Here is a 14,510-nt window from a genome sequence, read left to right as displayed (position 1 = left end):
GAGCGTGAGTTAGCGTCGAGCGATAAAAGGCCCGCGGCACAACTGCGTGGGTATCACTTTTCGTCGGGGTCGACCACTCGCTTGCCGGTTTCCTGCGGCACGACGACTCTATCGGGGTTCTCCCACTCGCGGTCCAGTTCCCGGCCCTCGAACAGGCGGTCGAGGAAGACGGCCAGTGAAGCGACTTCGGAGTGTGGCTGGTTGGTGACGCCGACGTTCCAGTCGGCGTGTTCGTACACCTCAAAGGGGACTTTCTCCGCGCCGACGACGACCAGCAGTGGGTCGTCGGCATGGGCCTCGCGGACATCGTCCTCGATCTCTTGGACCGGCTCGCCGTACATCGTCAGATGGACGACGCGACCCTCGAAATCACGGATGAGCCGCTTTGGCTCCTCTGTCGAGGCCACGTCGAAGGGGCCGCCGAACCGATCGGTGATGTCGATGACGGTGTCGGCCTGATTGCGAGCGGCGTTGGCTAGCACGACCTTGTCGGCCCCGAGCGCGCGTGCGGTCAGTCCAACGTGGGTCGTCATCCGCTCGTCCCGGCCGGGTCGGTGGCCCAGTCGAAGCACCGTCACTTGTGGCGAGTCCTTCATCCGTCGCTCCGTGCCGCTTCGATAGCTGACCGGACCGGTTCGTAGGCGATTTCGCTCCATTCGACCCGCTCGTCGTTGACATACACGGCTGGCGTTCCCTGAACGCCGCGGTCGATACCGGCCTCGCGGTCACCCGAGATCGTCGGGCGGTACAGTTCCCCCGTCGCGGCCGCTCGAACCATCTCGCCGTCGATATCTATGCCCTCAGTCAGGTCGGCGTAGGTGTCTGGCCCCAGCTGGTTCTGATTCGCGAACAGGCGCTCGGAGTAGGTGAAGAAGGCCTCGTCGCCGACGTTGTCCTGCACGGCGCGCGCGGCGCTTGCGGCCTGCCACGAGGCGTTCTTGTCGACCGGAACCGGGAAGTCGTGGAACTCGTAGCGGATGGTTCCATCAGTGAGGTAGTCTTCCCGAACCTTCGGGTAGACGGATTCCGAGTAGGTCGCGCAGTGCGGACAAGCGTAGTCTTCGTACACCGCCACGGTCACATCAGCCTCGGGGTCGCCGGCGACCGGCGTCGAGAGGGGCTGGCCCGGGAGGGGCGTTGCCGTCTCCGTTCCAGCAGTCTCCGTTTCGGCTGACTCAGAACCGCCGCCGGCACATCCGGCTAGCGCGCCGAGCGCTACAGTCGTCGCCGAGAGAACGCTACGGCGAGTGAATCGAGTCATAGCCGACTCTCACAGGGGAAGCTATAAAACGACGTTGTCATCCGTCACTTGCCTACCGACTCCCCCGGAATCGGCCGCGACCGCAACGTTTTACCTCGCATGCGAAACATCGCAACTATGGACGTATCAGAGAAGCGAATAGTCGTCACCGGCGGGGCGGGCTTTATCGGGTCCCATCTGGTCGAGCGCCTCGTTCCGGACAACGACGTCGTGGTCGTCGACAACGAAGCGAACGGGCAATCCGAGTGGGTCCACGAGGATGCGACTTACCTCGATGGCGACCTCACTGATCCCGACATCGTCGCCAAGGCTATCACGAGTGACGTCGACCTCGTTGTCCACCTCGCGGCGTCGAAACTGGTCGATACGGACACACCTCGCCGACAGTTCGAGGACAACAGCGACATCACGTACAACATCCTCGAACGGATGCAGGAAGCCGGCGTCGAGAACCTCGTGTTTACGTCGTCGTCCACGGTATACGGCGAAGCGCCGCGGCCGACGCCGGAAGACTACGCGCCGCTTGAACCCATCAGCGTCTACGGCGCGACGAAACTCGCCGAGGAGTCGCTCGTCTCGACGTACGCTCACAGCCACGACATCCAGTCGTGGGTGTTCCGGTTCGCCAACATCGTCGGCCCGCGCCTGCGCGGGGCGGTCATCCCCGACTTCATCGAGAAGCTCACCAACGACCCGTCGACGCTGACGATTCTCGGCGACGGCCGTCAGGAGAAGTCCTATATGCACATCTCCGAGTGTCTCGACGCGATGCTGTTTGCCGTCGAACATGCCGACAAGGACCACAACGTGTTCAACCTCGGGACGCGGACGACCACGTCAGTCGACCGCATCGCCAGCATCGTCGCCGACGAGATGGATATCGACCCCGAGTACGAGTACACTGGCGGCGACCGCGGCTGGACCGGCGACGTGCCGCGGATGCGCCTCTCCATCGATAAGCTCTCGGCGCTCGGCTGGGAACCCGAGCAGTCGAGCGACGACGCGGTGCGGCAGTCGACCCGCGAACTGCTCGAAGAACTCTGAGGGCAGATTCAGGCCGGGTACGTACCGTTTAGCTGTGCCTTTTCTACGACGTGGCCGCTGGCCGCGTCGTACACGTCATCCTTGTCTGCCGCCGGGGAGAGATCGAGCGTCGTGTCTAGCGCATATAGGAGGAACCGGTACGTGTGCTCCCGGTCCGGTGGACTCGGACCGCCCCAGCCAACTTCGCCGAAATCGTTCTGTCCCTCTGTGGCCTCGGCAGGTGTCCATCCCTCCGGAACCCGACCGATATCCGGCGGAATGTTCCAGACGAGCCAGTGGTCCCACACCTTCCCGGCCGGCTCCTCGGCGTCCGGGTCATCGACGATGAGGAGGAGCGACGAGGCGTCCGACGGGACGTGCTCGACCTCCAGCGGGGGATTCGTGTTCGCTGCCGAGTAGCCGTGTTCCTCGGGGATGCGCTCGCCGTCGTCGAACGCAGGGCTTCGGAGCTGTAGGTCTGCCATGTCTGGAGATATGACAGACAAACACAAAAGCATCGTCCCGGCAGCCATTTGCGGCTCCACGCCGAACCGCCGGACGTGCAGGTCGTGGGTTATCGCGCGCGGGTCGACGAACACGCCGCGCTCCTGTTGGCCGAGGACGGAAGCGTGACTACTGAGCGATTAGACCCGGGCACCGAACTCTCGTACACGCTCGGCGAGCGCCACTGTGCCGGTGCAGTCGACGACGACCGACATTTTCACTGTGACAACGGCCCCGCGCCGTACTGCCCGGAACACACCGACATCTGGCCGTGTGCCCGCTGTACCGGTGATTGCAACAAGCCAATCGACACCTGCGACGAGGAACACGCGGTGTACCTGGCGGCGTTCGCGCCGGATGTCATCAAGGTCGGGGTCACCCGCTCCTGGCGGCTGGAGACGCGGCTCCGCGAGCAGGGAGCCGACAGGGCCGCCCACCTCCGGACCGTCGCCGACGGCCGCATTGCCCGGCAGGTCGAGGCTGACATCGCCACCGACCTGGGCGACCGTGTCAGAGTCCCCACGAAGATATCGGGATTCGACCAGTCCGTCAATACGGACCGGTGGGCGTCGCTCTGTGAGCGCTACGACCCGCTTGCGACCTACGACTTCGAGTACGGCCTCTCTCTTTCGGACCGTCCGATGGCCGAGACGCTGGCGACCGGGACCGTCCGAGGGACGAAGGGACGAGTCGCCGTGCTTGAGAACAACGGCAGCGTCTACGCCGTCGACCTCCGACAGCTCGTCGGCTACGAACTCACCGACGGCGGGACCGACCGCGACCTCCAGTCGAGCCTCGGCGCGTTCGGATAACACCGGCGACTAGCGTCGCTGTCGTCCACATCTGACAGTGCAGAAGACATTTAAAGGCGGCTGTTGCCCATCCTCGTGTGCGACGTGAAACCCTCCTGACCGGTGGCGTGGTCGTGGTCGTCCTGACCATGCTCATCGGTGCAACAGCGGTCCCCGGCGCGCTCTCCGAACCCGAGGACAACGTTCGCGAGAGCTACCTCGACCTCCGTGAGACGACCATCGAACCGGCGTCGGTCGACGGCCAGACGGTGACGCTCTCTATCGACGCCCGGCTCTCGCACCGCGGCGGTCCCGCCGAGAACGTCACCGTCGAGACGCGGGCCATCGACGCGGACACCGGCCTCGTTGCGACGACGACGCGGCAGTCGGTCGGCACAGTCGAAGGGGAACGAGAGGTATCGGTGCGGTCGAACATCACGGTCGAGCGGGCGGGCGGCTATCGGATCAACACGATCGTCTACGAGGACGGTGACCGCATCGAGACCGGTCAGCAGTCCGTCCAGAACGTCGATGCACTCACGCCGGCGTACGCCCGAAGTACCGTGGCCTTCCAGCGCTTCGAGAACGCCGGCGTCCCGCTGGACTCCATCACCTACCGGATCGACGGCGTCTCGGACAACCGGACGACGCTGAACGTCTCAGTGTACGTCACGAACGCCGGCAACAATCCGTCTACTGACCTCTCACTCCGGCTCCGAGCACGGCAAGCTGACTCGAATGTCATCGCTGACGAGTCGACCGTGCGGGTCGGCCAGATCCGCCCCGGCCGGACTGAGATCGTCAGAACCCAACTGACGGTGCCTGATGACTACAACTACTGGCTCGACGGCATGCTGCTTTCGGACGGCGTCATCGTCGGGACGGAGAGTTCCCCGGCGAACCTCCATCCGACGGAGCGCCTCCAGGAGAACGAAACCAGAGAACAGGTTGGCTTCCAGTCCAGCGATTTCGAGCAGGACCGGCCAGCGGAGCAGGGGATGGACGAACCACAGCAGACCTCGGCCGATGGTCCCGGATTCACGGCACTGATCGGACTGCTTGCGGTCCTCGCAAGCGCGCTCCTCGTTGCACGGAGACAGACCAATGAGTGATACCTCCAACACCGACACAGTGGCACAGGATATCGACGCGGATACCGGCGACGCTGTCGGCGAGACCGATGACGACTCGGGTCCCGCGATAGCTACCTACGCGCAGTGGGCGGTGTTCGCTATTCTCACGCTCGTGGCACTCATCGCGACACTGCAGTTCTACTTCTCCGCGTCGTCAGCGATTGATACGTTCGTCACTGACCGGTACCGGCCGCTGTTCAACGCGGCGTTCAACCTCGCCGTGGTGCTCGCCTGTGGGCTGGGGCTCTCGGTGCTAGTCCGACGGCTCGCCTGAATCCGTCGCCAGCCATATCAGGTACCCACAGTCGGCGTTTCAGTAATCCGAGGGTTCAGGGGCGTGTCAGCCATACGTCGAGAGGTATCTGTATGTCCCGACGACGCGCGACGCGGCGACGGTTCCTGGCGAGTTGCAGCGCCATCGCCGGCGTGAGTCTGGCCGGCTGTACCGGCGGCAACGAGTCGACTGCCACTGACTCGACGCCGTCACCCACTGACGATGGTGATGCCGAACCCACGACGACAACCGACGACCCGCCGGCAACCGACACCGAGACAGCGACGCCGGACCAGGCAGCCGTCGAGACGCTCGTCTCGGTCGGCGACGACCGTGTGCCCGAGAATATGGCGCTCGGCCCTGACGGTGGTCTGTACTTCGGTATCACGGCCGGCGAGGTTCGGCGCGTCCCCGAAACAGAGACCGGTGCGACCGACCTCACGCTCGACGACACCGAACAGATTGCGACACTGCCCGGTGCGATCGGCGTCGAAACAGCGCCCGATGGAACGGTGTACGTCGCCGTCGCCACGCAGGACGATCAGGCGGGCGTCTGGGAAGTCCCAGCCGACGGCGAAGCGACACAGCTTGTGGGCATCAGTGGGTTCCCGAACGACATCCACTACGATACCGACCGGGAGCGCCTGCTGGTGACCGAGTCCCAGAACGGCGTGGTCTACGCGGTCACGACCGACGGCGAGCGGTCGACCTGGCTGGACGACAACCGGCTGGAGACGGAGAGTTTCGGCGCGAACGGGATCACCCGGGACGCCGACGGCGATATCTACGTCGCAGTGACGCGAGCCCCCGAAGACACTGGCCGCCTGCTCCGCGTTCCGGTCGAGTCGGACGGTACCGCCGGCGAGCCGTCGATGTTCTTCGAAGGCGGTGCGATAGTCGGTGCTGACGGGATTACCAGCCGGGACGGTAGCATCTACGTCGCCGCCAACAGCCAGAACCGCGTCGTCAGAGTGACTGCGGACGGGACCACGGACGCCGTCGCAACAGCGGACGACGGTTTGGTGTTCCCCTCGGACGTGCTCTTCGGGACCGGCGACCAGCAGGAGTCGCTGTTCATCTGCAACTTCGCGAACCAGTCACCCGAAGACGGCGCGATCCTCCGGACCAGCGTCCCTCGCTAACCAACCATCTACACCGACTGTCTTCGGACGGCAACCCTTTTCAGCGGCCCAACCAAAGCCGAGCGTATGGCAGACGATGAACCTGAAGACGCTGGCGAATCGGCGGACGCGACAGAGGACAGCGGTGAGGAGAAGTCCTTCCGCGAGCGGGTCGAAGAGATCCGACAGCAGCGCGCCGAGGAGCGCGAAGAAGGCGAGGGCGATGGCGAAGAGATGAGCCGCGAAGAGCGCATGGAAGAGATGATGGGCGGTGGCGGCGGCCCCGGCGGCATGGGCGGCGGCAACCCCTTCGCGCAGATGATGGGCGGCATGATGGGCGGCGGCCCCGGCGGTCCCGGTCCGGGCGGCCCCGGCGGCATGGGCGGCGGCCCGCCAAGCCAGCACGAGGAATCCGGCGGTAGCGACAACGAGGAACTCACCCGTGAGATGCGAAAGCTCCGGGACGAAGTCCACGACATGCGACGCTCGCTCGACCGCATCGCCGACGCGCTCGAAGACTAACGGAACACGACTGGCCGACGTTTTTGCGGACGAACGGGACAGAGTCATCCAAATCCCATCGACAGCATCCGCTCAGCATCGAACAGCGATAGGGTGACATGAGTCTCTGAACGGGGCCAACAAGAGCCGGAAAAGACGCTCTCCCAGTCGCTACATATCGTCAAACGAGACACCGGTAATCTCGAACCGTGCGCCGCCGTTAGCACTGTCGTGGACGCTGATATCCCAGCCGTGTGCCTCCACGACCTGCCTGGCGATACTCAGCCCGAATCCAGTCCCCTCCGTGCTCGTCGAGTAGCCGGCTTTGAACACCGTCTCCCGATCGTCTTCGGGGATGCCGGGGCCGTCGTCCGCAACGTAGAACCCGTCGGCTACCGCCCCGACCGTCACGGTCACGTCCGGCCCGGCGTGCTCGACCGCGTTCCGAACGAGGTTCTCGAATAGCTGTTTCAGACGGCTCTCGTTTGCCAGAACAGTCCGGTCGATGTCGGTGACGAGCGTGGCATCGGCCGTCTCGACGTTCGTCCAGCAATCTTCTACGAGCGGTGTGAGCGCGACCGGTTCGGGGTCGGTCACGGTCTCACCGTCCTGCGCCAGTGTGAGCAGATCAGTTAGTAGCGTGTCCATCCGCTCGTGTGCTCGCTCGACAGCGGCCAGATGCTCACTTTGGCACTGCTTGCGTGCCAGTTCCAGTCGTCCTTGCGCAACGCTCAGCGGATTCCGTAAATCGTGTGAGACGACGCTGGTAAACGCTTCGAGGCGGTCGTTGTGCTGTTCGAGTTCTCGCTGGTGGTCGCGCAACTGTTCGGTTCCCTCGACCTGCTTGAGTGCGCTGGTGACATGTCCAGCAAGGATCTCCCCGAGGACGACGTCCCGTTGGTCGAACGCCGCGGCCGTTTCCGAGCCGGCCAGCAGGATGCCGTGCTCACCGAGCGGGAGATATAGTTCGCTTTTGATCGGCGTGTCCGGGTTGTAGATGTCCGGGTCCGCGTGGACATCATCGACAGCGAGTGCGTCACCGGACTCGTAGACGCGCCACGCGATGCTGTCTCCGGGCGTGAAGGTCGGCAAATCGTTTAGCAGGTCGTATATCGCGTCGGAGGCGGCGACCGGTTCGAGGGTCCGTTCGTCCTCGTCGTAGAAGTGGATCGTGTTCGCTTCGAGCCCCAGCACAGTGCGCGCCGTCTCGACACCGATCTCGGCGACGTCCTCGCGCGTGTCTGCCCGGATCAGGTTCTGTACCGACTCGCTGAGGGCTTTGAGGCGGCGTTCGTGCACCTTCCGCTTGGTAATGTCCTGCTGGAATCCGACGTAGTTGACGACGGTTCCGTCGTCGTCGCGGACGGGTGCGATAGACACCTGATTCCAGAACATGGTTCCGTCCTTCCGGTAGTTCCGGAGTTCGACCGACACCGGGTCGCCCTCGTCAACGGCCGCCCGCATCGCGTCGACCGGCTCCGACTCGGTCGCCTCGCCCTGCAGGAACCGGCAGTTCCGGCCGCATACCTCCGACTCGGTGTAGCCGGTAAGCTCCAGAAATCGTCTGTTGGCGTAGGTTATCGGGGCGTCATCCTGCTTGGGGCCGGCGAGTGTGATTCCGATAGGGGCCTCATCCATAGCGCGTTTAATACGGGAGAGTTCCTGTTTGCCGTCCCGCTGCTCAGAAATATCTCGGACCGTACAGACCAACTCACCGCGGTCGGTCTGCGCGAGTACGTGGTCTTCCGTGAACGTGCTCCCGTCGGCACGGAGTCCTGTCGTCGTCCCGTTCCAGTACCCGGTGTCCTGAACTGTCGGGATGATCTCGTCGTTGATCCGTGGAATGTCTTCCTCTTGATACAGCAGTTCCCAGTGTTCACCGACCATCTCGTCAGGTTCGTAGCCGTAGAGGTCCGCGTACGCTTCGTTGACGAAAATGAACCGTCCGTCTTCGTCGAGGATACTGATCCCCTCCTGTGCAGTCTCGATAGCATCGAGTTGGCGGTTGCGCTCGCGTTTGACACGCTGGGACTCGACAGCGTTCGTGATTCTGTTCGCGAGCACCGCGTACTGGTCGGTGCCGCTTTCTTTCTGCAAATAGTCGGTGACGCCGGCCGATATCGCATCGCTGGCGATCTCTTCGGAGCCTTTGCCGGTATAGAGAATGAAAGGAAGCGAACCGTACTCCTCGCGGACAGCTTCGAGGAACTGGATACCGTTCCAGTCGGGCATGTCGTAGTCCGAGATGACGCAATCGATGTCGGTGTCGGCCAGGATCTCCAGTCCCGTCGCGGCGCTCGTCGTGGCCTGCACGTCTAACCGGTCGTCCTCGCGTTCGAGAAACGACGCCGTCATGTCGGCAAATCCCGGCTCGTCGTCGACGTGGAGAATACAGATGGTTTCAGCGATAGCCGTCATACCTTTGGGTAGTAGTCACACATTATAGGACGCTGAGTTAAAAGACCATCTCTGAAATCGGAAGCTAACACGTGCCCGTCATTGGCGGGCTACGTGTTCCATCTTTTGGCCCTGTTTATGTATAAATGTATTTACACTTCCGACCAATGATGCTGTGCGTCGCTATCCCTGGCCGACCATCTCGTCCTCGTCTTCCCACTCCTGTTCGCGGAGTTCGTACTTCTGAACCTTCCCAGTCGCTGTCGTGGGCAGTTCTTCGACGAACTCCACGCGGCGAACGACCTTGTAGGTCGCCAGCTGTTCGCGGGTGAAGGTTCGGAGGTCCTCGGCCGTCACACCCGGGTTGTCGGGGTCACCGGAGTTCGGGACGACGAAGGCCTTTGGCGTTTCTCCCCACTCGTCGCTTGGGGCGGGGATAACTGCGGCATCGCTGACGGCGTCGTGTTCGTAGAGCGTGTCCTCCAGTTCGATACTGGAGATGTTCTCGCCGCCGGAGATGATGATGTCCTTCTTGCGGTCGCGGATGGCGATCATGCCGTCCTCGTCGACCGTCGCCAGGTCACCCATGTGGTAGTAGCCCTCGACGCGGTCGGAGAAGGCCTCTTCCGTCTGTTCGGGCTTGTTCCAGTAGCGGTCCATCACTTGATTGCCGCGGACGACGACTTCCCCAAGTGTCTCGTCGTCGTGTGGCACGTCGTTGCCGTCCTCGTCGACGACCCGGACGTCCGTCCCGAGGTAGCCGATACCCTGTCGCTTCTTGACGCTAAAGCGGGCGTCGCTCCCGTCCTCGAAGAAGCGCCGAGCGTCCGAGGTCGTGACGAGCGGGCCAGTCTCGGTCGCGCCGTAGACGTGTTTCAGATACCAGCCGAAGTCGTCCTCGACGGTTCGGATGACGGCCTCTGGCGGGGCGCTGCCGGCCGTCGCGATGCGCACGTCGTTCGCACCGGTCGTCTCGATATCGCCGTTGTGGTCCTCGTAGCGGTCCGCCAGAATGTTCAGCACCGTCGGCGCGCCACAGAGATAGGACACATCCTCTGTCCTGACGGCGTCGAAGATGCCCTCGGCGTCGACGCCGCGGGTACAGACGTGTTTCGCACCCATGCCGGTGACCGAGAAGATGTGGCCCCAGCCGTTGACGTGGAACATCGGGAGCGTCCAGAGGTAGACATCGTCGTCCGAAATCTCCTGATGGAGCGCGACGATGTAGGCGTGAAGTGTCTCAGTCCGGTGAGTCCGACAGACACCTTTCGGGTCGCCGGTGGTCCCCGACGTGTAGTTGATCGTGATGAGGTCGTCCTCGTCCATCTCGGGGCGTTCGTAGTCGGTGCCCGCCTCCTCGATGATTTCATCGAAGGACTCCCAGTCGCCGTCGACGGCATCTGTGTCATTGGTGACGAAAATTTCGGTGGGCACCTCGTCACGGATCGGTTCGATCTTCTCGGCGTACTCGTAGTCCGCGTAGACGGCGTCGACCTCGGCGTCCGAGAGGATATATTCGAAATCGTCCGGCACGAGCCGGTAGTTCAGCGGCGTGTGGACCGCACCCAGTTGCATGGTTCCGTAGGCCGCTTCGAGCTGGTAATGCGTGTTCGGGTCCAGCACGGCCACCCGATCCCCCTTCTCGATACCGCGGGCAGCCATCGCTGCCGAGAACCCGTCGGCTCGCTCCCCGAATTCGTCGTAGGTGAAACGCTCACCGGTCGTGGCGACGACAGCCTCTTTGTCCCCGTAGTATTCCCGCGCACGGTCGAGAAAATCCGTGGTAAGCAGTGGCTTATGCATCTCAGGCTACCGTATGGTTAATCATGATAAAGTGGTTGTGATACTCCCCTGATTTTGCTGTCTCGGAACCGGTCATATTTTGGGTGTCTGTCGAACCACAGCCGCTTTGAGGATAGCGTCCCCAGTTTTCGCCAATGAGTACAGCGACGGCAGACGTTTCGAAGCGGCAGGCGTGGGTGATGGCCGCACGGCCACAGACATTGCCTGCCGGGGCCGCACCGGTCATCGTTGGGATGGGCCTGGCGGTCCACGCCGGCGTCTTCGCTCTATTGCCGGCAGTCGCAGCGCTGGTGGGCGCGCTGCTCATCCAGATCGGGACGAACTTCGCGAACGACTACTACGACGCAGTGAAGGGAGCTGACACCGACGAGCGGCAGGGGTTCACCCGTGTGACGGCTGGCGGCCTCATCGACGCCGAGGATGTCAAACGGGCGATGATAGCGACCTACGGCCTCGCTGTCGTCATTGGTGTCTATCTCGTCGCCATCGGCGGCCTTCCTATCGTTGTTGTCGGTCTCTCGGGCATCGCCGCCGGGATTCTCTACACCGGCGGTCCGTTCCCCTACGGCTACCGTGGCCTGGGCGACCTGTTCGTGTTCGTCTACTTCGGTGTCATCGCGGTCACGGGCACGTATTACGTACAGGCCGTTGCGAGCGCAGGCGGCGTCGGCACGTTCCCGATGACACTACCGCCGGGGTCGGTCACTGCCGCCGCCATCACGGCAAGTCTCCCAGCAGCCGGCCTGTCGACCGCGATTCTCGTCGTCAACAACATCCGAGACCGCGAGACGGACCGTGCCGCTGGCAAGAAGACGCTGGCCGTCTATCTGGGCTACGGGTGGAGCCGCGTCGAGTTTCTCCTGATGGTCGGGATGGCCTACGTCGTCCCGGTCGTGTTCGCTCTCGATAGTCAGTACGGGCTGCCCGCACTGGCCCCGCTGCTTACGCTGCCACTGGCAGCCACCGTCTCAAAGACGGTCCTCACACAGACCGGCGGGGACGCACTGAACCCGACGCTCGAACGGGTCGGCCAGACGCTGTTCGCCCATTCAGTCCTGTTCGCGGCGGGTCTCGCGGTCCCACAGCTACTATGAAGGTCAATTCGTTCTCGCTCCCGCTGTCAAGCCCACTTGTCACCGCTCGCGAGACAATCAGCCGGCGCTCGGGATTTGTCGTCCGCTACGACCACCGCGGCGAAACCGGCGTCGGCGAAGCCACGCCGCTCCCGGGCTGGACGGAGTCGATCGACGACTGCCGGCGCGGGCTTGACGACGCTGCCACGGTCGCGGTTGACGGCGGGCATACGGATATCCTGCTGTCGCTCGACGCCGCGTCCGTCCCCGCCGCCCGGCACGGCTTCGCGACCGCGCTGCTTGACGCCGACGCCAGAGCCGACGGCGTGCCGCTGTACCAGTGGTTCAAGCCTGACAGACTATGCGACCGGGTTCCAGTCAACGCGACGGTCGGCGATGGGTCCCCGGCGGAGACAGCTGACGCCGTCGAGCGCGCGGTCGAAGCCGGCTTCGGCTGCTGCAAGCTCAAGGTTGGAAAGCGAACCGTCGACGAAGACGTGGCGCGCGTTCGGACCGTCCGCGAGCGGGTGGGCGACGACGTGACCCTGCGGGCCGACGCCAACGGGGCGTGGTCCCACGAGGAAGCTGCAGACGCCCTCGACCGGCTTGCACCGCTCGACGTGGCATACGTCGAACAGCCGCTCCCGGCCGATGATCTCGCCGGCCACGCCGCGCTGCGGGGCAACGGCGTCGGCGTCGCGCTCGACGAGTCGCTCGTCGACCGCCGGGTCGACAGCGTACTCGACGCCGACGCGGCCGACGTGCTGATACTGAAACCGATGGTTCTGGGCGGCCCCGGTAACGCCCACACGCTGGCGATGCGTGCCCGCGAGCAGGGCGTCGAGCCGGTGGTTACGACGACCATCGACGCCGTCGTTGCCCGCCTTGCGGCGCTGCACGTCGCCGCCGCAATTCCCGACGTGGCCGCGTGTGGTCTCGCGACCGGAGACCGTCTTGCGGCCGACCTCGCACCGGACCCGACGACAGTAACCGATGGCGCGATGTCGGTCCCCCAGTCGACCGGCCTCGGCATCGAGCCGGCGGAGGTTGAAACCGATGCGTGACCCTCTTGACTGGCCGACACAGGACCTCGTCACCTACCGAGCCGACACGACGCCCGACCGGACGGCGATGGTCGCGGCAGATTCTGGAAACAAGGTCACCTACCGGGAACTCGACGCCGCCGTCGACGCGGTGGCTGCCGAACTCGACCAGCGGCTCGACGCCTCGAACGCCACCGTCGCGACGCTCCTGCCGACCCGGCCGGCGGTCGGGACGCTCCTGTTCGCAACGATGCGACTCGGGGCGACGCTCGCGCCGCTGAACGTCGAACTCGACTCGGAAACGCTCCACAGCCAGCTCTCGACGGTCGACGCCGATCTGCTGGTCTGTGGAGACAGCACCGCGTCGCTGGCGGCCGAAATCGACGGCTGTCCCGTCGTTTCGGTCGACGAGGACCTGCCCGCGGCGGCCGTTGCGGACAAGACGGCAGCGGCGGTCTCGGCTGACGAAATAGCCACCGACGTGACCCCGGCATCTCTCTCCCGCACGGACACCCAGCTGGTCATCTTCACCTCGGGGACGACCAGTGAGCCGAAAGGCGTCCGGCTGACCGTCGGCAACCTCGTCGCCAGCGCCGTCGCGTCGTCGTACCGCCTCGGCGTGCTCCCGGATGACCGCTGGCTGGTCTGCCTGCCGACATACCATATGGGCGGGCTGGCTCCGTTCGTCCGGAGCGCGCTATACGGCACTGCGGCCGTCGTCCAGCGCTCGTTCGACGCCGACGCAACACAGCAAGTCATTGCGGAACACGGGATAACGGGCGTCTCGCTCGTGCCGACGATGCTGTCGCGACTACTGGACGCGGGCTGGGAACCGCCGTCTTCTCTCCGGTTCGTCCTGCTCGGTGGCGGCCCGGCGAGCGAGACGCTCATCGAACGGTGTCAAGAGCGAGACGTCCCAGTCTGTCCCACCTACGGAATGACTGAAACAGCGTCCCAGATAGCGACGGCGCGGCCCGAGACAGCCTTCGGGCACGCCGGCACTGTCGGCCAGCCGCTGGTGTTCACCGATGTTACGGTCGTCGCTGATGGGGCCACCTGTGACCCCGGTGAACGCGGCGAGATAGTCGTCGACGGCCCCACGGTGACGCCGGGCTACCTGAACAGCGACGGTGACGCGTTCAGCGACTACGGTTTCCGGACCGGTGACATCGGCTATCGGGACGCGGACGGTCGCCTCTGGGTCGAGGGCCGCGTCGACGACCAGATCGTGACCGGTGGGGAGAACGTCGACGCGAGCACGGTTGCCGACACCATTCGTGACCACCCCGCGATTGCGGACGCGGCCGTCGTGGGCCTTCCGGACGAGGAGTGGGGCCAGCGCGTCGCCGCGCTGGTCGTCGGCGATGTGACGCCCACGGCGGTTCGTGACCACTGTGCCGAGCGACTCGCGCCGTACGAGGTCCCGAAGACGGTACGGGCCGTCGACGCGCTCCCGCGGACGGCTTCGGGCACCGTCGACCGGTCCGCCGTCCGGTCACGGCTCGAACCCCCCGACGAGTCGGACGAATCGGCATAGCGGGTCGGTCCTGCCGACCAAGCGGTTTTCTACGTCAGTAGCGTATGCA

General features: G+C 64.4%; 14 protein-coding genes. 9 read left to right on the top strand and 5 right to left on the bottom strand.

What is annotated here, in order from left to right; translation table 11 throughout:
• Positions 1-53 precede the first annotated feature (53 nt).
• Both IEY38_RS08975 and IEY38_RS08970 read right to left on the bottom strand, forming a co-directional pair.
• Positions 54-596, bottom strand: a complete 543-nt coding sequence (locus tag IEY38_RS08975) for a tRNA (cytidine(56)-2'-O)-methyltransferase (protein WP_005534427.1) — start codon at positions 594-596, stop codon at positions 54-56.
• Positions 593-1,261, bottom strand: a complete 669-nt coding sequence (locus IEY38_RS08970) for a DsbA family protein (RefSeq protein ID WP_188851128.1) — start codon at positions 1,259-1,261, stop codon at positions 593-595. Before IEY38_RS08970 ends, IEY38_RS08975 begins: the two co-directional genes overlap by 4 nt.
• A 117-nt stretch (positions 1,262-1,378) precedes the next feature.
• On the opposite strand from IEY38_RS08970, the gene IEY38_RS08965 reads away from it, so the two are divergent.
• Positions 1,379-2,305, top strand: a complete 927-nt coding sequence (locus IEY38_RS08965) for an NAD-dependent epimerase/dehydratase family protein (protein ID WP_188977107.1) — start codon at positions 1,379-1,381, stop codon at positions 2,303-2,305.
• An 8-nt stretch (positions 2,306-2,313) separates the two neighbouring features.
• Here the strand turns inward: IEY38_RS08965 and IEY38_RS08960 are convergent, their stop codons facing one another.
• Complete coding sequence (locus IEY38_RS08960) at positions 2,314-2,769, bottom strand: YbhB/YbcL family Raf kinase inhibitor-like protein (protein WP_188977105.1); 456 nt, start codon at positions 2,767-2,769, stop codon at positions 2,314-2,316.
• A 48-nt stretch (positions 2,770-2,817) separates the two neighbouring features.
• Here IEY38_RS08960 and IEY38_RS08955 point away from each other — a divergent pair, with 48 nt between their 5' ends.
• The 5 genes from IEY38_RS08955 (at position 2,818) to IEY38_RS08935 (ending at position 6,629) form a co-directional block, all read left to right on the top strand.
• A complete protein-coding gene (locus IEY38_RS08955; protein WP_188977103.1) occupies positions 2,818-3,600 on the top strand; it encodes a DUF2797 domain-containing protein in 783 nt (260 codons plus the stop codon).
• A 77-nt stretch (positions 3,601-3,677) separates the two neighbouring features.
• Positions 3,678-4,691 carry a DUF7490 domain-containing protein gene (locus tag IEY38_RS08950; RefSeq protein ID WP_188977101.1) on the top strand — a complete coding sequence of 338 codons (1,014 nt, stop codon included), beginning with the start codon at positions 3,678-3,680 and terminating at the stop codon, positions 4,689-4,691.
• On the top strand, positions 4,684-4,986 hold the full coding sequence (locus IEY38_RS08945; protein ID WP_188977099.1) for a hypothetical protein: 303 nt from the start codon (positions 4,684-4,686) through the stop codon (positions 4,984-4,986). The genes IEY38_RS08950 and IEY38_RS08945 overlap by 8 nt, the downstream gene beginning before the upstream one ends.
• Before the next feature lie 92 nt (positions 4,987-5,078).
• Entirely contained in the window at positions 5,079-6,128 is a 1,050-nt protein-coding gene (locus tag IEY38_RS08940) for an SMP-30/gluconolactonase/LRE family protein (protein WP_188977098.1), read from the top strand.
• A 66-nt stretch (positions 6,129-6,194) separates the two neighbouring features.
• Positions 6,195-6,629 (top strand): hypothetical protein, encoded by a 435-nt coding sequence (locus IEY38_RS08935; RefSeq protein ID WP_188977096.1) that lies wholly within the window; start codon positions 6,195-6,197, stop codon positions 6,627-6,629.
• 150 nt (positions 6,630-6,779) lie between these two features.
• On the opposite strand, the gene IEY38_RS08930 is transcribed toward IEY38_RS08935, so the two are convergent.
• Positions 6,780-9,026, bottom strand: a complete 2,247-nt coding sequence (locus IEY38_RS08930; protein WP_188977093.1) for a hybrid sensor histidine kinase/response regulator — start codon at positions 9,024-9,026, stop codon at positions 6,780-6,782.
• Positions 9,027-9,188: 162 nt separating this feature from the next.
• Entirely contained in the window at positions 9,189-10,808 is a 1,620-nt protein-coding gene (locus IEY38_RS08925) for a long-chain-fatty-acid--CoA ligase (protein WP_188977092.1), read from the bottom strand.
• Between the two features lie 134 nt (positions 10,809-10,942).
• Between IEY38_RS08925 and IEY38_RS08920 the strand changes: the two genes are divergently transcribed.
• From IEY38_RS08920 to IEY38_RS08910, 3 genes are read left to right on the top strand one after another with little or no spacing between them, the layout of a single operon-like run.
• Positions 10,943-11,902 carry a 1,4-dihydroxy-2-naphthoate polyprenyltransferase gene (locus IEY38_RS08920; RefSeq protein WP_188977090.1) on the top strand — a complete coding sequence of 320 codons (960 nt, stop codon included), beginning with the start codon at positions 10,943-10,945 and terminating at the stop codon, positions 11,900-11,902.
• Positions 11,899-12,945, top strand: coding sequence for a mandelate racemase/muconate lactonizing enzyme family protein (locus tag IEY38_RS08915; RefSeq protein WP_188977088.1), 1,047 nt, complete (start codon positions 11,899-11,901; stop codon positions 12,943-12,945). Before IEY38_RS08920 ends, IEY38_RS08915 begins: the two co-directional genes overlap by 4 nt.
• Positions 12,938-14,461 (top strand): AMP-binding protein, encoded by a 1,524-nt coding sequence (locus IEY38_RS08910; RefSeq protein WP_188977085.1) that lies wholly within the window; start codon positions 12,938-12,940, stop codon positions 14,459-14,461. The genes IEY38_RS08915 and IEY38_RS08910 overlap by 8 nt, the downstream gene beginning before the upstream one ends.
• The last annotated feature ends 49 nt before the right edge of the window (positions 14,462-14,510 follow it).

It is taken from the genome of Haloarcula sebkhae (assembly GCF_014647415.1).
Classification (GTDB): domain Archaea; phylum Halobacteriota; class Halobacteria; order Halobacteriales; family Haloarculaceae; genus Haloarcula; species Haloarcula sebkhae.
Note: the sequence above shows the minus strand (reverse complement) of the source record. Positions and strands in the feature narration are given on the sequence as shown.